General features: G+C 56.3%; 22 protein-coding genes and 4 tRNA genes. 21 read left to right on the forward strand and 5 right to left on the reverse strand.

Translation table 11 applies throughout. From position 1 onward, the window contains the following. Nucleotides 1–8: 8 nt before the first annotated feature. A complete protein-coding gene (locus CSTAT_RS02155) occupies nt 9–665 on the reverse strand; it encodes a response regulator (protein WP_075722323.1) in 657 nt (218 codons plus the stop codon). 10 nt (nt 666–675) lie between these two features. Then, complete coding sequence (locus CSTAT_RS02160; protein WP_075722324.1) at nt 676–1,389, reverse strand: sensor histidine kinase; 714 nt, start codon at nt 1,387–1,389, stop codon at nt 676–678. Nucleotides 1,390–1,474: 85 nt separating this feature from the next. Here CSTAT_RS02160 and CSTAT_RS02165 point away from each other — a divergent pair, with 85 nt between their 5' ends. The 8 genes from CSTAT_RS02165 to CSTAT_RS02200 all read left to right on the forward strand — a co-directional run bounded on the left by CSTAT_RS02165 (nt 1,475) and on the right by CSTAT_RS02200 (nt 9,215). Further along, nucleotides 1,475–2,173 (forward strand): ABC transporter ATP-binding protein, encoded by a 699-nt coding sequence (locus CSTAT_RS02165; RefSeq protein WP_066792391.1) that lies wholly within the window; start codon nt 1,475–1,477, stop codon nt 2,171–2,173. Next, nucleotides 2,170–3,576: an FtsX-like permease family protein gene (locus CSTAT_RS02170; RefSeq protein ID WP_066792392.1), complete on the forward strand. Its 1,407-nt coding sequence runs from the start codon at nt 2,170–2,172 to the stop codon at nt 3,574–3,576. Before CSTAT_RS02165 ends, CSTAT_RS02170 begins: the two co-directional genes overlap by 4 nt. Then, nucleotides 3,569–4,537, forward strand: coding sequence for a S41 family peptidase (locus tag CSTAT_RS02175; protein WP_075722325.1), 969 nt, complete (start codon nt 3,569–3,571; stop codon nt 4,535–4,537). Before CSTAT_RS02170 ends, CSTAT_RS02175 begins: the two co-directional genes overlap by 8 nt. Nucleotides 4,538–4,548: 11 nt before the next feature. Next, nucleotides 4,549–5,031 (forward strand): hypothetical protein, encoded by a 483-nt coding sequence (locus CSTAT_RS02180; RefSeq protein WP_066792394.1) that lies wholly within the window; start codon nt 4,549–4,551, stop codon nt 5,029–5,031. A 31-nt stretch (nt 5,032–5,062) separates the two neighbouring features. Continuing rightward, nucleotides 5,063–6,721, forward strand: a complete 1,659-nt coding sequence (gene menD, locus CSTAT_RS02185; RefSeq protein ID WP_075722326.1) for a 2-succinyl-5-enolpyruvyl-6-hydroxy-3-cyclohexene-1-carboxylic-acid synthase — start codon at nt 5,063–5,065, stop codon at nt 6,719–6,721. A 5-nt stretch (nt 6,722–6,726) separates the two neighbouring features. Continuing rightward, the gene (locus CSTAT_RS02190; protein ID WP_075722327.1) at nt 6,727–7,161 is read left to right on the forward strand and encodes a DUF3592 domain-containing protein; all 435 of its coding nucleotides are present in this window, start codon (nt 6,727–6,729) and stop codon (nt 7,159–7,161) included. Nucleotides 7,162–7,324: 163 nt separating this feature from the next. After that, entirely contained in the window at nt 7,325–8,512 is a 1,188-nt protein-coding gene (locus CSTAT_RS02195) for a glycosyltransferase family 4 protein (RefSeq protein WP_075722328.1), read from the forward strand. 10 nt (nt 8,513–8,522) lie between these two features. Beyond that, a complete protein-coding gene (locus tag CSTAT_RS02200; protein ID WP_075722329.1) occupies nt 8,523–9,215 on the forward strand; it encodes a demethylmenaquinone methyltransferase in 693 nt (230 codons plus the stop codon). Here CSTAT_RS02200 and CSTAT_RS02205 read toward each other — a convergent pair. Then, a complete protein-coding gene (locus tag CSTAT_RS02205; RefSeq protein WP_075722330.1) occupies nt 9,212–10,426 on the reverse strand; it encodes a geranylgeranyl reductase family protein in 1,215 nt (404 codons plus the stop codon). The genes CSTAT_RS02200 and CSTAT_RS02205 overlap by 4 nt on opposite strands. 109 nt (nt 10,427–10,535) lie before the next feature. Here CSTAT_RS02205 and CSTAT_RS02210 point away from each other — a divergent pair, with 109 nt between their 5' ends. Next, a complete protein-coding gene (locus CSTAT_RS02210; protein WP_075722331.1) occupies nt 10,536–11,525 on the forward strand; it encodes a polyprenyl synthetase family protein in 990 nt (329 codons plus the stop codon). Between the two features lie 84 nt (nt 11,526–11,609). After that, nucleotides 11,610–11,695: transfer RNA gene (locus CSTAT_RS02215), tRNA-Tyr, on the forward strand. Between the two features lie 172 nt (nt 11,696–11,867). On the opposite strand, the gene CSTAT_RS02220 is transcribed toward CSTAT_RS02215, so the two are convergent. Together CSTAT_RS02220 and CSTAT_RS02225 are read right to left on the reverse strand one after the other, a co-directional pair. Beyond that, nucleotides 11,868–13,007, reverse strand: coding sequence for an HNH endonuclease (locus CSTAT_RS02220; RefSeq protein ID WP_075722332.1), 1,140 nt, complete (start codon nt 13,005–13,007; stop codon nt 11,868–11,870). A 189-nt stretch (nt 13,008–13,196) separates the two neighbouring features. Further along, nucleotides 13,197–14,756, reverse strand: coding sequence for a CitMHS family transporter (locus CSTAT_RS02225; RefSeq protein WP_075722333.1), 1,560 nt, complete (start codon nt 14,754–14,756; stop codon nt 13,197–13,199). A gap of 228 nt (nt 14,757–14,984) precedes the next feature. On the opposite strand from CSTAT_RS02225, the gene CSTAT_RS02230 reads away from it, so the two are divergent. The 11 genes from CSTAT_RS02230 to rplJ all read left to right on the forward strand — a co-directional run bounded on the left by CSTAT_RS02230 (nt 14,985) and on the right by rplJ (nt 22,070). Beyond that, nucleotides 14,985–16,652, forward strand: a complete 1,668-nt coding sequence (locus CSTAT_RS02230) for a sensor histidine kinase (protein ID WP_083640608.1) — start codon at nt 14,985–14,987, stop codon at nt 16,650–16,652. Further along, the gene (locus CSTAT_RS02235; RefSeq protein ID WP_075722335.1) at nt 16,652–17,308 is read left to right on the forward strand and encodes a response regulator; all 657 of its coding nucleotides are present in this window, start codon (nt 16,652–16,654) and stop codon (nt 17,306–17,308) included. The genes CSTAT_RS02230 and CSTAT_RS02235 overlap by 1 nt, the downstream gene beginning before the upstream one ends. Before the next feature lie 124 nt (nt 17,309–17,432). Beyond that, nucleotides 17,433–17,505, forward strand: a tRNA-Thr gene (locus tag CSTAT_RS02240). Nucleotides 17,506–17,553: 48 nt separating this feature from the next. Beyond that, nucleotides 17,554–17,625: transfer RNA gene (locus CSTAT_RS02245), tRNA-Met, on the forward strand. Nucleotides 17,626–17,725: 100 nt separating this feature from the next. Continuing rightward, a tRNA-Trp gene (locus CSTAT_RS02250) sits at nt 17,726–17,801 on the forward strand. Nucleotides 17,802–17,950: 149 nt separating this feature from the next. Beyond that, entirely contained in the window at nt 17,951–18,268 is a 318-nt protein-coding gene (gene secE, locus CSTAT_RS02255; RefSeq protein WP_075722336.1) for a preprotein translocase subunit SecE, read from the forward strand. A 109-nt stretch (nt 18,269–18,377) separates the two neighbouring features. Then, nucleotides 18,378–19,280 carry a transcription termination/antitermination protein NusG gene (gene nusG, locus CSTAT_RS02260; protein WP_075722337.1) on the forward strand — a complete coding sequence of 301 codons (903 nt, stop codon included), beginning with the start codon at nt 18,378–18,380 and terminating at the stop codon, nt 19,278–19,280. 163 nt (nt 19,281–19,443) lie between these two features. Next, nucleotides 19,444–19,890, forward strand: coding sequence for a 50S ribosomal protein L11 (gene rplK / locus CSTAT_RS02265; protein ID WP_066792407.1), 447 nt, complete (start codon nt 19,444–19,446; stop codon nt 19,888–19,890). An 81-nt stretch (nt 19,891–19,971) separates the two neighbouring features. Then, nucleotides 19,972–20,676, forward strand: a complete 705-nt coding sequence (gene rplA, locus CSTAT_RS02270) for a 50S ribosomal protein L1 (protein ID WP_075722338.1) — start codon at nt 19,972–19,974, stop codon at nt 20,674–20,676. 87 nt (nt 20,677–20,763) lie between these two features. Continuing rightward, nucleotides 20,764–21,276, forward strand: coding sequence for a DUF1990 domain-containing protein (locus tag CSTAT_RS02275; protein ID WP_075722339.1), 513 nt, complete (start codon nt 20,764–20,766; stop codon nt 21,274–21,276). Between the two features lie 278 nt (nt 21,277–21,554). Further along, a complete protein-coding gene (gene rplJ / locus CSTAT_RS02280; protein ID WP_075722340.1) occupies nt 21,555–22,070 on the forward strand; it encodes a 50S ribosomal protein L10 in 516 nt (171 codons plus the stop codon). Nucleotides 22,071–22,129 lie beyond the last annotated feature (59 nt).

Consider the following 22,129-nt stretch of genomic DNA (forward strand, 5'->3'; position numbering starts at 1 on the left):
GCAGCAAACTATTTCAGGTTCTGAGAAGATAAATACTCCAAGATGGCCTTGACGCGGCGGTTATCCTCTGAGGCGTCAAGGCCTAATTTCATGAAGATATTAGACACGTGCTTGGCAACAGCAGCGGACGACAGCACGAGCTTCGCGGCGATGTCTTTATTGGAAAGCCCCTGCGACATCAGCTCGAGTACTTCTTGCTCACGCGGGGTCAGGGTGGCAAGCCCGGAGCGCGAGGTGGACATCAACGCGCTCGCTACCGTCGGATCAATGACGGTGCCGCCGCTGGCGACAATTGCCAAAGAGTCTAAGAATGAGGCGACTTCACTAATGCGGTCTTTGAGCAGATAGCCGGTACCACCGGTGGCATCGGCGAAAAGCTCGGAGGCATAGACCGGCGCGACGTATTGGCTCACCACCATTACGGCTAAGTCAGGGTAGGTCTCCCGCAGGGTGACTGCGGCTTGCAGGCCATCATCGGACATTGATGGCGGCATGCGCACATCGGTGATGACGACATCAGGAACTTGGGTTTTGACAACTTCGATAAGTTCCGGCGCGCTAGCGGCCTGGCCGATAATTTTGTGTCCGCGACGCTCTAATAACCCAGCGATACCTTCACGCAAAAGTGCGGAGTCATCTGCCACCACGATGGAAAGTTCTGCCATTGCTTTCTCCTTATTTGCCGATATGAAAAGTGGGTTGCCCGCGGTCCAGAAGTAGCGGAATCCGCGCCGCTAAACTTGTCGGCCCGCCTTCGGGCGAGGTGATTTCTAACCAGCCGCCAAAGGCGTCGAGTCTATCGCGCATCCCGGCAAGACCCGCGCCGGGTTTAAGCCGCACCCCGCCGGGGCCTTGATCGACCACGGTGATGTGTAAGTAGTGATCTGCAATGAGCAAGACTGACACTTCAGCACCCGGGGCGTGCTTGGCGGCATTGGTTAATGCTTCGGCGCAGAAGAAATACCCAGCAGCCAGCACACTCGGCGAAAGCTGGGGCAGTGGATGCGGTGCCGAGACCAACACGTGTGGCCCGTAACCCGCGGCCATATCTTTAACAGCGGCAACCAAACCACGCTCGGCTAAGACCTGCGGGTGGATCCCATGCACGGTTTTGCGTAGCGCCTCAAGTCCTTTGTTCAAATCCTGCTGGGCAGCATTAATCAACTCCGCGACGTCAGCCGGTGCGTCCAAGAGCGCTTCGCCCAATTTGATAGACGCCGCCACTAGGTATTGCTGCGTGCCATCGTGTAAGTCGCGCTCAATGCGTGAGCGCTCCACTTCGTAGGCATCGGCGATAGCGCGCCGGGATTTGGTCAGCTCAGCAATCTTTTCGGCCTGAGCTTGCTCGCTCGATTTGCCAGATTTATCGCGGTTGCGCTTTCTCCACATGCATCCCAGGGTAGTGCCAGCACTACCTGAAAGTGCAACGCTGGCACCATGGTTTCTATCTGCCCGAGCGAGTGAAATAGAGACCATGGAAAACAACACCGCAGCCGTTCTGCATTTAAACGATGTCACCAAAGACTTTGGTGGCGCGCCCGTACTGTCTGGAATCACACTCGATATAAACGCCGGCGAGACCGTCGCCATCATGGGACCTTCGGGCTCCGGTAAGTCCACGCTCTTGCACTGCATGTCCGGGGTGCTCACCCCCACCTCCGGACAGGTGCTGTTTAAAGACGCAGTGCTTTCCGATGCCTCCGACGCCGCCCGGTCCCGTACCCGCCTGGCTGATTTTGGTTTCGTCTTCCAAGACCACCAGCTACTGCCAGAGCTCAGCGCGCTCGATAATGTAGCGCTGCCAGAGATGCTCAACGGAACCTCGCGCTCTAAAGCACGTGCGAAAGCACAAGAATTGCTCAACCAGTTGGGCCTTGGCTCCATGGTGGACCGTCGCCCAGGGCAAGTCTCTGGCGGCCAGGCCCAACGCATCGCGATTGCGCGTGCACTGGTGACCTCCCCAGCGGTTATCTTCGCCGATGAACCCACTGGTGCACTCGACCAGGCCACGGGCCATGAAGTCATGCAGTTGCTGACTGCCGTGGTGCAGCGCACCGGCGCGGCATTGGTCATGGTCACCCATGATTCCCGCGTGGCCGATTGGATGGAGCGCCGCATCGAAATCCGCGACGGCATCATCCACGACGATCGTTTGGTAGGAGGCCGACGATGAAAACCAGCACTTTAGTCCTTGACTTACACAAAGCAGCGCTTCGAACCCGTACCGGCACAGGCCTGGTCACCCTAGTTGCGATTATCAGCCTGACCGTTAGCTCCACCATCGCCTATCTGGTCGCCGGCGGCACCTGGATGTTTTACCAGCGCTCGTTGCGCCCCCAGGATTTCCATGTCGTCCAAGAATCTTTGGCCAATGGCCCCGACGATCCAATCATGTCTACGTGGGTCATCATGGCTCTTTTTGCCTGTGCCTTCCTGGTACCCACGATTGTCTCGCTGACTGCCCAAGCAGCCGTGCTGGGGGCATCGGGACGCGAAAAGCGCCTAGCTACGCTACGCCTGATTGGCCTATCATCTGGGGATATCACCCGCATGACAATGCTAGAGACCGCAGCCCAAGCGGCCATCGGTATCGTGCTCGGCGGATTTTTTAGCGTGCTGCTCGCACCAATTTTTAGCAACATGAAATTCCAAGATGTCTACATCCAAACATCAGAGCTCATCTTGCCCTGGTGGGGATATCTCACCGTTGCGGTCGTGGTCTTTGCGCTCGCTGTCACCGCGTCGGTAGTAGGTATGCAGCGCGTTCGCGTGGAACCTTTGGGTGTTTCGCGTAAAGAAATGCCACCGGCATTGAAGTACCGCAGCGTCATCCTCTTCGTGATATTCACGGTGTTTACGCTCATTATGGTTGACCGCACCTCCATGAGCTCTGGCATCGCAGCGATGGCGATTGTCGCAGCAGTGGTCTCTATCAACGTCATGTTAATTAACTGGGTGGCACCATTTTTGTTGCAAGTCTTCTACCGCATGGTCTCGATTATGCCGGGTACCTCGCACTTCGTGGCCAGCCAACGTATTGCTGCCGATGCCAAAACGACCTGGCGCCGCAGCGCCTCCATGGCTTTTTTCGGTGTCATCGCCGGCTATTTGGTAATTTCTCCCGTGGGTGAGGATGGTTTGACCGCGATGATGAGTGAGGAACCTGGAATCTTCATGATGTTCCGTGATTTAGCTATGGGCGGCGTTCTCACCCTGGTCTTCGGCTTCATCCTGTCCGCCATGTCAGTATTTCTGGGCCTAGCCTCGCAAATCTTTGAACAAGCTCACCTGTCGCGCTCCTTGCACCTGATGGGAGTTCAACGCAACTTCTACTTCCGCACCCAAGTCTTTGAAACGCTCGGGCCCGTCGTCATTGTTTCTCTCATTGGCTTTACCTTTGGTGTCATGCTGGGAAGCGTCATGCTCTCTAGCGGCATCGCAGATGTGAACTTCCCGATGCGCCTGTCGATGGCCGGTTCGATTCTAGGCATCGGTTGGCTCTTCCCGCTCGCTGCAATTGCCGCGGTGGAACCACTGCGAACTCGGACGTTAAATGTGGGGCGAAACAATGATTAAAAAGATTCTGCTTTCTGTCTTCGTTGTCATTATTGCTGCCGTGGTTGCCACTGTGTATTTCCTCGGCCCCACGATGGGCGCGATGCTAGTGGGTCGGCCTATTTTCTTAGGGCACGACAGTCCTAAGCGCTACGGCGAAGCGATACTTACCCTGGCCGAAACCCAAGGTATCTATGCGGACTCCCAAGATTTTGCTCGCGCGAAAGTCGAAGCCCAGGCAGCGATAAAAACCGCCGAAACTCGGGAGGAGCTATACGCTCCTTTGCGAAAGGCGGTGCAAGCTGCCGGCGGCAAGCACTCGAATCTCCTTACACCTCAGGACAACGCCGAGGCGGAGGAGGCGATTGCTGGGGATGAGCAGCCGAGCATCGATAAGCACGGCGATATCGTCACCGTAAAAGTGCCAGCCGTGAGCCGCAAAGCAGATGTGCAAAGCTACGCCGATACCATCGCGGCAGGCGTTGAAGATGCTGCTTGTGCCGTTGTTGACCTACGCGGCAATGGCGGTGGCGATATGGGGCCGATGCTCGCTGGGCTCTCGCCGCTTCTACCAGATGGCAATGCGCTTTACTTCCACTCGGCGATGGGCGATAGTCCCGTGACCGTCGATGGCACCTCAACCTCAGGTGGCGGAACAAGTTTGAGCGTCGATGCGCAGAAGAACACTGATATTCCGATCGCCGTGCTTGTCGATGCTCACACGGCCTCGTCTGCCGAAGCTACCATGCTGGCCTTTAAAGGCTTGGAAAATGCTGTGTCTTTTGGCCAGCCCACCGCAGGCTATGCCACGGCCAATGCCGTCTATGACTTCCCGGATTCTAGTTCGCTGATGCTGACAATCGCGCAGGATATGGACCGGAATGGCGAAGTTTACGGCGATGAACCGGTTGAACCTGACCGTGTTGTTGATGATGCGGCTGCGGCCGCGCAGGCTTGGCTTTTGCAACAAGGTTGCCGGTAGCGTGTGAAGGCATGAATGATCGACCACGGCAATATTTCCCCGGCGAAGACGGCCCAAACCCCGCGCAGCAGGACTATAACCAGCAACCCCAGAACGCGCAGCAGCCGGAGGGATACTATGACTTCCCTGAAGACGAGTCCGTTTATCCCGCAGGTGGAGGTTACGACACTGGTCACGACACCGGTTCCGACGGCAACGGCCTTACCGTGACCTTGGGCATTATCGCCGCGCTTGCGTTGCTGGCTGCTGGTGCCCTGCTGTTTCTGTGGCGCTCTTCAGCCGCAGAAGCAGATAAAGAGCCACCGCCGCCGGTAACAGAAACCGTGACGGAGACTGAGACGGAAATGCAGACCGAAACTCAGACCGAGACGGAAACAGAAACCACCACGGTGACTGAGAATCCGATCCCAGATGTTTCCGATCTGCCCGAGGTACCAGAGGACCCCGATGAGGTTGAAGACTGGATCAACGACCTTTTTGGACAGCGGCAATAAGCAATTTGGTTAAGCACAGTAGATTAGAGGCATGAATTCAACGTCTTTGAATCTTGCACAGGCCATCGCCGCGCAACTGTCTCGGCACATCACCGATGTTGTGATCTGCCCGGGCTCGCGGAATTCTCCATTGTCTTTGGCGCTTTTGGCGCGTGAAGACTTACGCGTGCATACCCGCATCGATGAGCGCACTGCGGCTTTCTTTGCCCTTGGTTTAGCGCGGGTATCTGGCCGCCATGTCGCAGTAGTGATGACTTCTGGCACGGCCGTGGCCAATACTTTGCCGGCGATGGTTGAAGCGCACTACGCGCACGTGCCGCTGGCGATTGTTAGTGCTGACCGTCCAGCACGTTTAGTGGGCACGGGCGCTTCGCAGACTATTGAGCAGCAGGGGATTTTCGGTGTGTACGCCGATACTGTGCAGGTCACTGAACCTGCGGATATCCCGCAGATCGCTGAAGCTTTTACCTCCCAGCGCCAAGTGCATATCAATGTGGCTTTTGACGCGCCATTGTTGGGCGAGACCGCGCTGGATACGCCGACGGATATCACTCAAAAGCGCGCGCCGGTTCCTGGCTGGGTCAACCACGGCGAAGTAAAAGTGGATCTCTCGCGCAACACTTTAGTAATCGCTGGTGATGAAGCGTGGGCTGTGGAGGGACTAGAAGATGTTCCCACCATTGCAGAACCTACCGCGCCGGCGCCGTACCACCCAGTGCACCCGGCGGCTGCCCGTGTCTTTAGGCAAAACCAGGTCTCTGCCAATGATTACGTGGTCAATACCCGCGTTGAACAAGTTATCGTGGTCGGCCACCCCACGTTGCACCGCGATGTCATGGCGTTGATTTCAGATCCTGATGTGGACTTGATTTCGCTCTCACGCACGACTGATATCACCAATCCTCGCCGTGTGCAGTCGAGCGATGCACACGCCACTGACACCAAGACGCGTATTGGCACCACCGTGACGGTAACCGGCACACCGACCTCGGATTGGATGAAGATCTGCGAAGGCGCTGCGGTTGCAGGCTCAGATGCCGTGCGCGAAGCACTAGAAAATACCGACCACGGCTTTACCGGCTTGCATGCGGCCGCCGCGGTTACAGATACCTTGGCCGTTGGTGATGCACTCTTCGTCGGCGCATCCAACCCAATTCGCGATGTATCCTTGGTGGGAATGCCTTTTGATGGCGTAGAGGTATATTCGCCGCGCGGTGCCGCAGGAATTGATGGCTCGATATCGCAAGCACTTGGTGTTGCCATTGCTACCCAAACCCGCGAGCGTGATCTTGCGCGTGCACCGCGCACCGTGGCGCTGCTAGGCGATATCACTTTCTTGCACGATCTGACCGGCATGATTTTAGGACCGGAAGAAATCCGTCCGGAAAACCTCACCATCGTTATCGCGAATGACAACGGCGGCGGCATTTTTGAATCGCTTGAAACCGGGCGGTTGTCATTGCGTGGAGACTTTGAAAAAGCCTTCGGCACCCCACACAACGTGGATATTGAGCCGTTGATTGAAGGCTTTGGCGTGGACTATCGCCGTGCCGATTCCGCGCAAGAGCTCCTGGATACGCTGGCGGAACTAGCAGAATTTGCCGTGGGTATCACCGTGGTCGAAGCTCGCGTGGCACGCGATACGCGCCGGGGATTGCACGCTGAAATCTCCTCGAAGAACGCGTATTAATCCTCATGCGGTTTCGATTCCGGCGCAGGCTCAACCAGCTCATCGTGGCGCTTTATGCCGTCGCCATTTTGGCAGCAGTCGCGATGGTAGCTGGTCCGTTTCTCAATGACTTAAAGATTGCGGCGAACCCGCAGCGGGCATTGGGCACGGTTACTGGCGTGGACTGGATGCGCACCGCCGTGGAATACCAAGACAGTGATGGCATCTACCATCAGCCATCTTCCGGGCTGCTGTATCCCACGGGGCTTGCCGCAGGTCAGCAAGTGTGGGTGACTTTCTCCGGCGATGATCCTGAGCTCGTCAAAGTTGAAGGTCGCGAATGGACATTGTCCATCATCCCGGCGATATCGGTTGCTGTGGTGAGCTCGATTGTGGCTGGCGGGGCATGGTGGCTGGTCAACTATCGGCGCTCACGCGACGTCGTTGAGCAAGATGAATAGTGCGTATTGGACAGTAACCAACATCACTGCTAAAAGCGGCGTGGGTGACTACGATGGGTCGGGTGTGCGCCAAGCTGCGCAAATGCTGGATAGCTAAGAAATTATCCACAATTTCGTGCAGATTTTACGCAAATATAACCTTATTCGCCGAAGATGAGAGATTATGCGTGTAGCGATTGTTGCGGAGTCCTTCTTGCCCAATGTCAATGGAGTAACTAACTCCGTGCTGCGAGTATTAGAGTACTTACACGCGCAAGGACACGAAGCATTAGTTATTGCCCCCGGTGCGCGCGATGGGCAAGAAGAAATTGCTGATTACCTAGGATTTCCCATCCGGCGGGTGCCCACGGTTAAGGTGCCGCTGATTGATTCTTTGCCGGTGGGTGTTCCTACCTCCGTCGTTGATAGTGAGTTGCGCGCTTTTCGCCCCGATATCATTCACCTGGCTAGCCCCTTTGTACTCGGCGCGGCAGGAGCATTCTCAGCTCGGCAGCTGCGTATCCCGGCCATCGCGGTGTATCAAACTGATGTTGCAGGCTTTGCGACGAAATATCAGCTCTCCGCATTAGCCTTCGGGGTGTGGGAATGGCTGCGCACCATCCACAACGCCTGTCAGATGACCTTGGCGCCGAGCTCTTTGACGATTGCTGCGCTAGAAAAGCACAACATTAAAAATGTGCGCCACTGGGGCAGGGGAGTCGACGCGAAACGTTTCCATCCCTCGAACCGCTCTGACTCCTTGCGCGCTGTGTGGGACCCGACGGGCAAGAAACGCATCGTTGGCTTTGTTGGACGCCTGGCCGCAGAAAAAGGCGTGCACCGGCTGTCCGCGCTCAATGACCGCGAGGATATCCAGCTCGTCATCGTTGGTGATGGGCCAGAACGCCCGTTGCTGGAAGCGCAGTTGCCCACTGCTGTCTTTACTGGAGCGCTCGGCGGCAAAAAACTTGCGCAAGCATATGCATCGCTGGATATTTTCGTCCACGCTGGAGAGTTTGAAACCTTCTGCCAGGCGATTCAGGAAGCGCAAGCCTCTGGCGTTCCCACCATTGGCCCGAATGCCGGAGGGCCGGTAGATCTTATCGATGCAAGCTATAACGGCTACCTCTTAGAAGTAGACACCTTCATTGAGGATTTGCCCGCGGCTGTCGATGCCATCGATAGCCCCGAATTTGGGATTCGTGCTCGGGCCTCTATTGAGAATAAAACCTGGGAGGCGCTGTGTGCTCAGCTCGAGGGCTATTACGAGGAAGTATTAGAGTCCACGCGCAAGGTCCCGTTGACGATTTTGGGGCAGCGCCCAGAGCTGCCGCGGTGGGCTGCGCGAGCTCTCGGTGCGCGCGTAGCTTAAACTTAACCGCGTGGGTAAAAAGGCAGATTTAAACAAGAAGCCCTTTGACGTTGCATCCATGTTTGATGCCGTCGGGGAAAAATACGACATCACCAATACGGTGTTGTCTTTCGGGCAAGACCGCCGGTGGCGCAAACTGACGCGCAAGCGATTGAACCTGCAGCCAGGGGAAAAGGTGCTCGACCTGGCTGCAGGCACTGCCGTGTCAACGGTGGAACTATCCAAGTCTGGGGCATGGTGCGTCGCGTGCGATTTCTCACGCGGAATGCTGGCTGCGGGCACTGATCGCGATGTGCCCAAAGTCGCCGGCGACGGTATGAAGCTGCCTTTTGCTGATAACACTTTTGATGCCGTGACCATCTCTTATGGACTGCGCAATATCCACGACTTCGAGCTGGGCCTGCGTGAGATGGCGCGCGTGACTAAACCCGGTGGACGCCTGACCGTGGCGGAATTTTCCAAGCCGGTTATTCCCGTCTTTGGCACTTTCTACAAAGAATATTTGATGCGGCTTTTGCCACCAATCGCGCGCTTCGTTTCCTCAAACCCGGATGCATATGTCTACCTGGCAGAATCCATCCGCGCGTGGCCAGAGCAGGAAGAACTAGCAGCGATCATCAACCGCAATGGGTGGACCGATGCCGGCTGGCAAAACCTCACCGGCGGAATCGTTGCCCTGCACTCCGCGGTAAAGCCTGGCTAAAAAGTCGAATCCCACAGCGGGGAGCCTGCCCGCGCGGTAGAAACCGCTGTGCCTGCGGTGCGCCACAAGCGCGCGGTGAAATCCCGGTCTTCATCGGTGATGAGATTGCCCATCAACCGTGCCGCTACGTGCATAGGCCCGCGTAGACCAATCGGGCCGGCAAGTGGCAAAAACTGCGGGTAGGTAAGAACTCGCGCCAAGGTGCGCGCGAGCATGAAGGCCTCACCATAGTGCTGGCGCAGAAGATCTGGCCAGACCAAGGTGAGGTCTTTATTTGTGCCCAAAATTTCCGTAGCAAGTGCCGCGGTTTCGAGCCCATAATCAATACCTTCGCCGTTGAGCGGGTTCACGCACGCGGCAGCATCGCCGATAATCATCCAGTTGGCGCCCGCCACATTGGACACCGCGCCACCCATGGGGAGGGCAGCGGATGTGATAAATTTCTCATCGCCAAGCTGCCACTCAGCTCGCTGCTGGCTCGCATACTGCGACAACAGCTTTTTGGTATTGACCTTCGCCGGACGCTTATTCGTCGACAGCGCACCGCAGCCTAAGTTGACCGAGCCATCACCAATCGGGAAAATCCAGCCATAACCAGGCTGCACCACCCCTTCTTCATCTCGTAGCTCCACATGTGAGTGCATCCAGGGCTCGTCCGAAAACGGTGACTCACAATAGGAGCGCGCAGCGATGCCAAAGACTTCGCCCTTGTGCCAAATACGGCCCAGCTTTTGCCCAAAGGTCGAGCGCACACCATCAGCAACGATGACTTCTTTCGCGCGAATCTTTTTCTCACCCACCCTAAACTCCACCAGGCGATTGCCCTCAAGCCGTGGATCTGTCGCGGGTTCTCCGGTTAAAAGGTGGGCGCCGGCGGCAACGGAGGCATCGACAAGCAATGCGTCTAAACGGTGCCGCTGTAAAGCAGTCCCCTCAACACAGGGGTAGGTCGAAGGCCACGGCGCGGTAGCGGATGTCCCAAAGCCATGCAGCTTCAAACCCTTGTTGCGATAGGAAGAATTAACCTCCACGCCTAACTGGTTAAGCTGATGAAGACCACGCGGAGTAAGGCCATCACCACACGTTTTATCGCGCGGAAATTCCGCAGAATCAATCAAAACCGTTTCAAAACCACGGCGCACGGAATGCAGCGCAGCCGCCGCTCCACTGGGGCCCGCGCCGATGACCGCAACCTCATAATGCTCAACCATGCAAACTATTGTCGCACGCGGGTACCCTGAAGTGCGTTATGCGTCTAGTTTGGACTACGGTTATTGTTTGTCTAAATATAGTTTCATCGAGCACAAGGACCTGTAAACAATGAGCAATCACGCCGTGGATCTGGGGGATGACCAGCTCAATGATCGCGTTGCTGCCGGCGTTGCCGCCGTTGAACGCTTGCTGCACGATGAGACTAACCGTGGGGCGTCCTTTGTATCCGATAAAGCACAGCACCTGTCTGAAGCTGGTGGGAAGCGTTTTCGCCCCATCATGTCGCTGCTAGCGTCTGAATTCGGACCGGAGCCTGGCAACCCCCGCGTTGTCAAAGCTGCCACCGTGGTGGAAATGGTGCACGTGGCAACGCTGTACCACGACGATGTCATGGATGAAGCCGACCGTCGCCGTGGAGTGCAATCAGCAAATTCGCGCTGGAATAACTCGGTTGCGATTTTGGCCGGTGATGCACTGCTGGCCCATGCCTCACGCCTGATGAGCCAACTCGATACCCATACCGTTGAGCATTTTGCCGAGACCTTCGAAGAACTTGTGACCGGGCAAATGCGCGAAACTATCGGTGCGGGTGAAGCGAATCCGATTGACCACTACATGAAGGTCATTCAGGAAAAGACCGCCGTGTTGATTGCTTCGGCAGGCTACTTCGGCGCCTACCATGCTGGGGCCTCGAAAGAACACGCTAAGGCGCTGCGCACCATTGGTGGGGCGATTGGAATGGTTTTCCAGATTGTTGATGACATCATCGATATTTTCTCCGAATCTCATGAATCCGGAAAGACTCCGGGCACAGACTTGCGTGAGGGCGTCTTTACCTTGCCGGTGCTTTATGCCCTCGAGGAAGGTTCTGAAGCCGGTGCGGCGCTGCGTGAGCTGTTGACGGGGCCTTTGGAGGCCGATGAGGACGTCAACCGTGCATTGGAGCTGCTGCGCGCGAGCAACGGCCGTCAGCGTGCCCTAGAGGTAGTGAAGCACTATCTCGATGTTGTGACGACTGAGTGCGAGGCGTTGCCAGATATTCCTGCGACCCGCGCGTTGCGTAGCCTAGCGTCCTATACTGTCGCCCGCGTCGGCTAGTTGCGATTTAGCTGCTATGACCAGCCGATTTGCCATATAGCTAGGGGTGCATAGTAGAGTAATGAACCGCACCGAATAGTGCCTGCCAGGTTGTCCGAGCGGCCAAAGGAAGCGGACTGTAAATCCGCCGGCGTACGCCTTCAGAAGTTCGAATCTTCTACCTGGCACCAAATTTTAAGTTCAGCCCCGATTGAGATTTCAGTCGGGGCTGAACTGTTTCTTTTTCACGGTGGTTGGGGGTCAGTGCTCAGGGGTTTTGGAAAAGGGATCGCCGAATTGCCCGACTAGCCCGGATATCTAGTCGGGGGTGTGCGTGATTGCTGCTTTGCGGCGCAGGGGCTGTTAGATGAGGTTCATCGCTCCCATGCTGCTCACGTGGTGGGTGTTGCCCACAAGCTTTCCGCCTGGGGTGTGCAGGCGGACTTTGCCGCGGTGGCGTCGCATTCTTCCGTGGCTCGGCTTCCCTTTTCCTCGCTTATTTTTTCTTTTCGGTGACCCGGGATTAGCCGGGTCATCGTCGTCGTTGACGCCGTTGTGGTACTTACACAGCATCGTCAGGTTCGAGGGTTTGGTGTGTCCACCATGTTTGTGAGCGTCGATGTGGTGCACTTGGCATCTATCGGCAGGTACGGTGCAGTCTGGCCAGGGGCAGACGAGGTTCTCTGCCATGGCTAGAGTGCGCAGTTTGTCTGATGCGAATCGGGCTTCGTACAAGTTCACCGGTCCGGCGGTGGGGTGGAAGAGCCCGACGTAGAGCTTGTCGCCAAGCGCGCCTTCCATCGCAGCGTTGATGAATTCAGAGCCTGTCATGGTCGTGCCGTCGGATAAAGCAACAACGACGTCCTCGCCTTTGCCGCAGGAGACTTTCGCGAAATCATCAAGACCAATAGCAATCACAGTGCGGTATTCCGGCTTGATAAGCCCGGTGCCGCCTCCTTCGACGAGGTTCCAGAAGGGCTCCAACAAAGCTTCAGAGCGAGGTTGGTCATCGTCTTTGATAGCGGCGTCAAGCGTCTTTTCTAAATCGGTAATGCGGCGTTGGGTATCGGTGATGCTGATGGTTCGTAGGCCATCGATAGCGCGGCCCACGCGCACCCCGGGTTTCTTTTTGGTGTCGCCGACTTCTTCGGTGACGCGTTTCTTGGCGTAGGCTTCGACGTCTTCGAAGGTGCCTTCAAACGCGATAAGTTCGGCACGCAGTTTCCACGCGGCACCGCGGGTGTTGAGTTTCTTGGCGTGTTTGTTGACCATTTCTAAGTATTCGAGGCTTAATTGCCTCGCTTCGGCAAGCGCGACCGAGTCGCGCTGCACCTTGGGAGAATCAGCAGGACCAAAGAAAACTGTGGCTAGCCGGGTGTATTTTCGCGCCGTGTTCAGTGGCATCAGGTCACCGGCGAGGTCGTGTGGGGAGCACTCGTAAACGTCGCGGAGGATGGTTATTCCGCTGGTGTAGAAGAGTTTTATTATTTGTTGTCCGTTCATAACTTCGACACTAAAACGCCTTTGCAAGCCCGCGCTAGGGGAAGCTTGAAAATCTGTGGATAACTACGTTGACGCGTCACGCAACGGGCAAAGTTATCCACAGGCGAGTTGCTTTGCGTAACTTGAGTACACAAAGAAACCGCCCTTAACCAAAAGATTTTGGCTAAGGGCGGTGCTAATTGGGTGGCTTTAGGCAGACAGTGGAATGACACCAATGCCGATTGCCGTTGCGAGCATGACGACGGAGACCACTACCGCGCGCCACAGCACCTTCTTGTGGTGGTCGCCGAGGTTGACCTTGGCCAAAGACACCAGCAGCAAGATGGCTGGAACCAGAGGAGACTGCATGTGCACAGGCTGACCGGTAATGGATGCCTGGGCCATCTCTACGGGCTCAATGCCGAAGTGGGATGCGCTTTCTGCCAGGACAGGCAGGATGCCGAAGTAGAAGGCGTCGTTCGACATGAAGAAGGTCATCGGGATGGACAGCAGACCGGTAATTGGTGCGAGGTAAGAGCCCATGGACTCCGGAATGATGGAAGTAATCCAAGAAGCCATTGCTTCGACCATGCCGGTGCCGGAGAAGACACCCACGAGTACGCCAGCAGCAAGGACCATCGAGACCACGCCGACGATGGAAGAAGAGTGTGCCAGCATCTCGGTAGCTTGGTCTTTCACCTTCGGGAAGTTGACGGCTAAAGCCAGTCCAGGGCCGACCATGAAGACGAATGCCAGTGGCAAGATATCAGCGACCAAAGCCACCATGACCACGACGGTTAGCGCTAGGTTGAACCAAATCAGTTTCGGGCGCAGCGTGGAGCGGTGTGGGTCCAACATGGTGTCGGTCAAGCCATCGTGCTCGTCTTCGTCGATAGCGCTGAGCGATACGTGTTCTTCGTCTTCTTCGCGGACATCGACTGCGATGCCACCGCCGCTACCGTCAGGTTGGATATCGTGAGGCTGGCCGTCGCCAGAGCGGCCAGTAGAAGAGCCACCAGTGGCACTAACGCCGTCAGTTTTGGAGCCGCCACGCAAGTCGTCGCCGTTGAAGCGAGACGCGTCCACAGAACCGCCCAGACGCTTGCGCTCAGAGATGCCCAGGAACCATGCGAAGGCGAATACGACAATGACGCCAACAACAAGCGATGGAACCATCGGAACAAAGACCTCAGCAGGGTCGAGGCCCAAAGCTGCGGCCGCGCGAACTGTCGGACCGCCCCACGGCAAGATATTCATGGTGCCATTGATAAGACCCGCGACCACGGTAAGAACCACGGGGCTCATGCCCAAGCGCAGGTACAGCGGCAGCATCGCAGACGTGGTGATGATGAAGGTGGTGGAGCCATCGCCATCGAGTGAGACCACGCCGGCCAGCAACGCGGTACCCATCACGATTTTCGCGGGGTCGTTGCCCAGTGCGCGCGTGATGATGCGGATGAGGGGATCGAAGAGTCCGACATCGATCATGATGCCGAAGTACATGATGGCAAACATCAACAGCGCAGCGGTGGGCGCCATGTCCTTGATGGCTTCGATGACCATGTCGCCGATGCCAAGGCCTGCGCCGGCAATCAGGCCGAAGATGGTGGGCACCAAGATGAGCGCGACCATCGGGGTGGAACGGCCAATCATGATGAGCGTCATGAACGTGAGGATCATGGCGAACCCTAAGCCGACGAGGATTCCGTCGGATAGAGTATGCGTTGGCACGTAATCAGCTGCCAACGTAACAATGGTGGGGGAGAACATTCTGGCTCCTTGCACGGGGAAAGATTGCGGTAGCTTCAGTAGCACTGCAGTGCCCTGGAGAACGCCACTTAGCCTAAAGTGGTCTTAGTCACTGTCCAAGCGTTTGGCGCGTAAGGTAACTAATTGTGCAATTTCATCTTTGAGTGCATTTAGTGCACGTATTTTGTAGCTCGTGGTTTCCCGTGCTCAAATGGGACTTTGCTTGGTAAAACATGAAGGATTTCAGTTATGCGCTTTGCCACCCGCGTACTGCTTTTGCAACTGTTGACGGTGGTCGCAGTTGTCAGCACTAGCACCATCGTGTTCATCTTTTTGAGCATGGAGCAGCTTCGCGATGAAGCAGAGACCTCCGCGTTGATGATCGCGCGCACTATTGGCGCGGATCCGCAGGTGCGCGAACTGGTGGCGGAAGAGTCGGCGGATCCAGAAAATCCATCGTCAAGCGTGCTCGCGGAAGGGGAACTGCAGCTCTATGCCACTGCTGCCGCGGATTCCACTGATGCATTGTTTGTGGTCATCACCGACGATAATGGCATGCGGCTTGCGCATCCCGATGACCACCAGTTGGGCCAGCAGGTCAGCACGAGCTTTGCTGACGCGCTAGCGGGCCGCGAGGTGGTGGCCTGGGAGAAAGGCACCTTGGGCGAATCGGCGCGTGCGAAAGTGCCGGTCTTCGCGCCTGGTACGAAGAATCCAGTCGGCGAAATTAGCGTCGGCTTTGAACGTGCGGGTGTCTTTGATGACCTTCCGCGTAAGTTGCTGTTTATCGGGGCGGCGGCACTGCTGGCGCTGCTTATCGGAATCATCGCCATGTTCGTGCTGCGCAAGCGGTGGGAGCAATTAACTTTGGGTGTGCAGCCGGAAGAGCTTGTCGTGATGGTGCAAAACCAGGCCGCGGTGCTCGACGGTGTCGGCGACGGCGTCATCGCGCTTGATACGGCAGGGGTTATTCGCTTGAGCAATGGCTCTGCCAAGCAGATCTTTGGCCTGCAGGACGCCGAAGGCCATGAGCTTTCAGATTTGGGGCTGCCGGGCGATGTCATCGATGACCTGCTGGCAGGAAAGGCACGCGACGGGATCGTTGTTAACGGCCGCGTGCTCTTCTTGGAGGCACGGGCGGTAGACCGCGGTGGGCAATCCCTTGGCGCGGTCATAATCATTAGAGACCGCACTGACGTCATGGCATTATCCGAGCGTTTGGATACCGTGCGCACCATGACCTCAGCGCTGCGGGTGCAACGCCACGAATTTGCCAACCGTATGCACGTAGCAGCGGGGCTGATTGAGTCAGGCCGCGACGCGGAAGCCACGCAGTTTCTGCGCGCTATGTATGCCCGGGGGCCGGTGGAATATCCACTCTTGGGCATGGATCTTCTCTCCGAGCCCTTCTTGCAGGCTTTCTTAGGTGCTAAATCGCTCGAGGCTTCCGAGCGCGGGGTGACCGTGCAAATTCGCGAAGAGACTTTAGTGCTCGGCAAGGTAGTGGAGGTCGAAGATATTGCGACGGTGCTTGGCAATCTCGTCGATAACGCCATCACTGCGGCTTTGGGCAACGAAGATTTGCGCCTGGTGGAGGTGACGTTGATGGATGAAGCATCGGAATTGGTCATTGTCGTTGCAGACTCCGGATACGGAATCCCCGAAGGTGCTGACCCATTTGCGCCTAAGGCACAGGCAGCTGATGGGGAGCAGATCCCAGCGGACCAAATTCATGGCCGCGGAATTGGGCTGACTCTTTCACAAGAAATCGCGCAACGACGCGGCGGGGAGATTTGGGTGATCGAAAGAGGTGGTGAGCCTTCCGGACGCGGTGCAGTATTTGGCGCAAAGTTACCCGGGGTGATGGAACAAACCGACAGTGTGAATTACGTTGAAGTGCGAGAGGAAGAAAACTAATGACAGATCGCACATGGTCAGTACTCGTAGTCGACGACGATTTCCGCGTCGCAGGCGTGCACGCAGACATCGTGGAGGCCGCACCAGGCTTTAGCGTGAGCAACACAGCGCGCTCGCTCGCGGAAGCGACGGAAGCGATTAAAGTCTCGCCGCCAGATTTGATGCTTGTCGATGTCTTTCTGCCCGACGGGGACGGCATCGAGCTAGTCCACCACAGCGGAATTGATGCCTTTATCCTCAGTGCCGCCGATGAAGCAGCAACGGTGCGCCGCGCGATGCGTGCGGGCGCCTTGGGCTATCTGGTCAAGCCTTTTCAGCGCGCAACGCTGCTGGAGCGGTTGGACCGCTACGCGCGCTATCGCCATGTACTGCAGGGCAAGCGCGGCAAGCGTCAGGACAAAATTGACCAAGCGCTATCGATTTTGCACGGCGTGGCACCAGTGATGCCTCCGTCGAGTTCCTCAACGGAGCAGTTGCTTCTCGATGCCCTCGGTGCCGGCGAGCTGTCTGCTGCCGAAGCCGCGGAAATTGCTGGGGTCTCGCGTCCTACCGCGCAGCGTCGACTAGCGACCATGGCGAGTCAGGGAATAGTCCAGATTCGACTTCGTTATGGCGCGGCTGGGCGCCCGGAACACTTGTACTCCAAGATGGACTAAAATAAGCGTTATTGAAGGCGTTGAAAAGACGGAATGAACTGCGGATTTGTGTTTGTATGTCGTTTCGGGTTAATCTTTTCAAGGCTTCAGAGAGAGCGCGAAAGCGAATAATCAAAGAAGCTAAGCCCCCTTAGCTCAGTCGGCAGAGCGTTTCCATGGTAAGGAAAAGGTCGACAGTTCGATTCTGTCAGGGGGCTCTGTTCATTTATGACGAGGATTTGTATCCTGGTTTATAAATGGCCTCTGGCGGTGTAGCTCAGTGGTAGAGCAAGCGACTCATAATCGCTGTGTCGCGAGTTCAATTCTCGCCATCGCTACCGGGTAAAGGCTCCCGCATCTTCGGTTTGAACATTGAAGAAGTAGGAACCCTTTTTCTATCCCAGATGATGACTCTGGTAAGGTGTACATCGTCTTCCAAGGGGCGTGGCGCAATTGGTAGCGCAACGGTCTCCAAAACCGTAGGTTGCAGGTTCGAGTCCTGTCGCCCCTGCCAAGTAAGTAACTTAAGGCCCGGCCAGCAATGGTCGGGCCTTAAGTCTATCTTTCGATTGGCCGCTATAGTGGGCTTTGGTAGACTCGTTCGGGTTCAACAAGATCTGGATAGGATCTTGGTACGTATTTTTCTTGAGGAGCATTCTCGCTGTGACTGACAATTCTGGGGCGCAACGCCCAACAGGCAAGCGTCAACGTACTGGTGCTGCTGAGACGTCCACGGATGCTTATCAGAATAAGCGCGTAGTACGCGGCGAAGCCGGCGAAGGCGACAGCAAGCCAGGCGGCGGTGTAGCAACATTTGTGCCCGAGGTCGTCACCGAGATGAAAAAGGTGGTGTGGCCGACCGCGAAGGAAATGCTGCAGTACACCTTGGTGGTCTTTGGCTTCCTCATCGTCTTGACCGCCCTTGTCTGGGGCGTCGATGCGCTTACCGGTATGGGCGTAGAGTGGCTGCTAGTTCGCTAGAGCTATACAAATTGGCTTTTTTACCGTAGAATATCGCTTAAGTTAACTATGATCCCGCTTGTTCCTTCCCGTGGAACGGCGGGATAATTTATTGAAGATGGAGCATATTATGACCGAAAATAACGAGGACACCGGCAACAACATCGGTGACGCTGTTATCGAATCTGTCCAGGAGCAGGCAGCAGAAGCTGCCGAGGCCACAGAATCTAACGATGCCACCGAGGCCATGGACACCGTTGAGGCACCTCCGGCAGAGGTAGAGGCTGTGGACGCAGACCCTGCTGAAGCTGAGTCTGCTGAAGCTCCGTCCGCTGAGGAAGAGGCTGAATCCGCTGAGACTGAAGCCGGCGAGGTGGACGCGGATGCAGACTACCGTCGCCGTTTGCGCAAGTACACCAAGGAACTGAAAGAGCTTCCTGGTCAGTGGTACATCATTCAGTGCTACTCGGGTTATGAAAACAAGGTAAAGACCAACCTGGACATGCGTGCGCAGACGCTGGAAGTTGAAGACTCCATCTTTGATGTGGTTGTTCCAGTTGAGCAGGTTATTGAAAACAAGGACGGCAAGAAGAAGCTCGTCAAGCGCAAGCTGCTGCCTGGCTACGTTCTTGTGCGCATGGAGCTAAATGACGCTGCATGGTCGGTTGTGCGTGACACCCCGGGTGTTACCAGCTTCGTGGGTAACGAAGGCAATGCCACCCCAGTCAAGCACCGCGACGTTGCGAAGTTCTTGCTACCTAAGGAAGGCGCGGCATCGGCAGGCGAAGCAGCGGCAAATGCAGCCGAAGGCGAGCAGGTCATCTCAATGCCTGAGCAGGAAGCAGCGAAGAAGTACGCACACGACTACGTTGTGGGCGAAGCGGTCACGATCTTGTCTGGCCCATTCGCATCGGTTTCCGCAACCATCTCTGAAATTGATGAAGAGACCGGCAAGATGGTTGGCCTAGTTTCCATCTTCGGCCGTGAGACCCCAGTGGAGCTTTCTCCAACGGAGATTGAGCGCATTAACTGATTTGGGTAATGCCTAGGGTCTAGATTAGGCTTGGTCGACGTGTGTAAATTTTTACGCACGTCGATTTTTCATTTATCCCCGGTGGCCGCACAAGGTGGCATCCGGACGGGTCCTACTATTCATCGTGGTGGGGTAGCCCGGTATCACGGAAAGAGGTAATTCGATGGCTCCGAAGAAAAAGAAGAAGGCCTCAGGCTTTATCAAGCTGCAGATCGAAGCAGGCGCTGCTAACCCAGCTCCTCCAGTTGGTCCTGCACTGGGTGCACACGGCGTCAACATCATGGAATTCTGCAAGGCTTACAACGCTGCAACCGAATCCATGCGCGGCAACGTCATCCCAGTTGAGATCACCGTCTACGAAGACCGTTCATTCGACTTCATCCTGAAGTCCCCACCAGCAGCTAAGCTGCTGCTGAAGGCTGCAGGCATCAAGAAGGGCTCCGGCGTTCCACACACCGACAAGGTCGGCTCCGTGACTTGGGATCAGTGCAAGGAAATTGCAGAGACCAAGAAGAACGACCTCAACGCACGTGACATCGAAGCTGGCGCAGCGATCATCGCTGGTACCGCTCGCTCCATGGGCATCACCGTTGACGGCGCTCCAGAGTAAACAACTTCATGTGGCAGGGCCAGCTTCGGCCCGCTAAACACCACACCAATCCACCAACTCATTTTTAAGGATTTGATTCAAATGAGCAAGAACTCCAAGGCATACAAGGCAGCTGCAGAGCTCGTTGACAAGGACCGTCTCTACCGTCCAATCGAGGCTGCAAAGTTGGCTAAGGAAACCTCCTCCAAGAACTACGACGCAACCGTTGACGTTGCTTTCCGCTTGGGCGTTGACCCACGTAAGGCAGACCAGCTGGTTCGCGGCACCGTATCTTTGCCACACGGCACTGGTAAGGACGTTCGCGTTGCTGTCTTCGCTGAAGGCGAGAAGGCAACCGAGGCAGAGGCAGCAGGCGCAGACATCGTCGGCACCGAAGCTCTTCTTGAGGCAATCAACGCTGGCAACCTGGACTTCGACGTTGCTATTGCAACCCCAGACCAGATGGCTAAGGTTGGCCGCGTAGCTCGCGTTCTGGGCCCACGTGGTCTGATGCCTAACCCTAAGACCGGTACCGTTACCGCTGATGTTGCTAAGGCAGTTGCAGACGTTAAGGGCGGCAAGATCTCCTTCCGCGTTGACAAGGCAGCTAACCTGCACGCAATGATCGGTAAGGCATCCTTCGACGCTGAGAAGTTGGCTGAGAACTACGGCGCACTGCTCGACGAGCTGCTGCGTATCAAGCCTGCTTCTTCCAAGGGTATCTACCTGAAGAAGGTTACCTTGTCCACCACCAATGGCCCTGGTATCCCAGTTGACTCTAACGTTCAGAAGAACTACGCAGAGTAATTTCTTAGCCACGCATCATGCTGGCTAAAGCCTTAGGCGCCTTCACTTCGGTGGGGGCGCTTTTTGCGTCGTAAGGTGGGAGGGAAGATGTCAGGTTTGTCATATCCGAGGGGGCTGGTCGGGGCCAGCCTGAAACTTGCTGAGGGCACATTGCTTGTCGATGCCCCCTGGTACCGCGTGGACTATGCTGAAGTAATTGGCCACGGCGAGGATGATTTTCAGCGCGCGGTGGATAATCTCTTCTCGTGGCGTGCGCATCGTGCGGCACACGTGCGCGTTGATGGGAAACCAAGTGCCGGCGAGGCGGTGCAATTGCATTTTGGGCCGACGGTATCGCCGTGTCGGATTATCTCCGTAGAGCGCAGCCGCCATCGGGCGGTGTTGGTATATGGAACCATGCACGGGCACATCGAGTGCGGTGAAGAAGCCTTTATCGTGGAGCTGAGCAAGGGCGGTGAAGTCACCGGACGCTGCGTGGCTTTTTCGCAGCATTCGTGGTGGTTGGCCAGGGTGTTTAGTGGCCCGGCATCCATCGTCCAGCGATGGGCAACTAAGCGCTACGTGCGGGGGATGGGCCGCGATTTGGTAAATGTGGTATAGACGCGTTAGAGTAAAACCCGAAGTTTGAACGGACGCATCTGACTGCAGATGGCGTTCGTGCTCAAGTTTCACCGAAGACCGTAGGTTATCTGAACTATTCGGATCGAAGGACCCCGCACTCAATGGGGCAGCCCACGCAGGAGACGCTTGTTGCACTCTAGTCATTAGTTTGGCTTGATTGTGTGCCTCGTGCTCTTGCACGGGGCTTTTTTGATGCCTGTCATCAAATTTGCTCCGGCGGAACAAAAGAGATGTTTTGAAAGGAGGCGAGTAAGAAAATGGCAAACCCAAAGAACACTGCGGAATTGGCTGAGCTGAAGGAGAAGATCGCTGCATCTTCCTCCATCGTCATCACCGAGTACCGCGGCCTGACCGTTGCACAGCTTCAGGAGCTGCGCACCAACCTGGGCTTTGATGTTGATTACTCCGTCGCCAAGAACACCCTCTTCAAGATCGCTGCCAACGAAGCTGGCATCGAAGGCCTTGACGAACACCTCTCCGGCCCATCCGCATTTGCCTTCATCAAGGGCGAAGCAGTTGATGCCGCAAAGGTTATGAAGAAGTTCGCTGATGATAACGACGCACTCGTTCTCAAGGGCGGCTACATGGACGGCAGCGCTTTGTCTGCTGACCAAGTCAAGGCTATCGCCGACCTGGACAACCGCGAGACCACTCTCGCAAAGCTGGCTGGCGCAATGAAGGGCAACTTGGCAAAGGCCGCTGGCCTGTTCAATGCCCCTGCTTCTCAGGTTGCACGCCTTTCGGCTGCACTGCAGGAGAAGAAGGAAGCTTAAGTCGCACACCGCGTGCGCAACACAATCTACAACTTGTTGGATTTAGAAAAATCCGACTG

The organism is Corynebacterium stationis (genome assembly GCF_001941345.1).
Taxonomy (GTDB): Bacteria; Actinomycetota; Actinomycetes; order Mycobacteriales; family Mycobacteriaceae; genus Corynebacterium; species Corynebacterium stationis.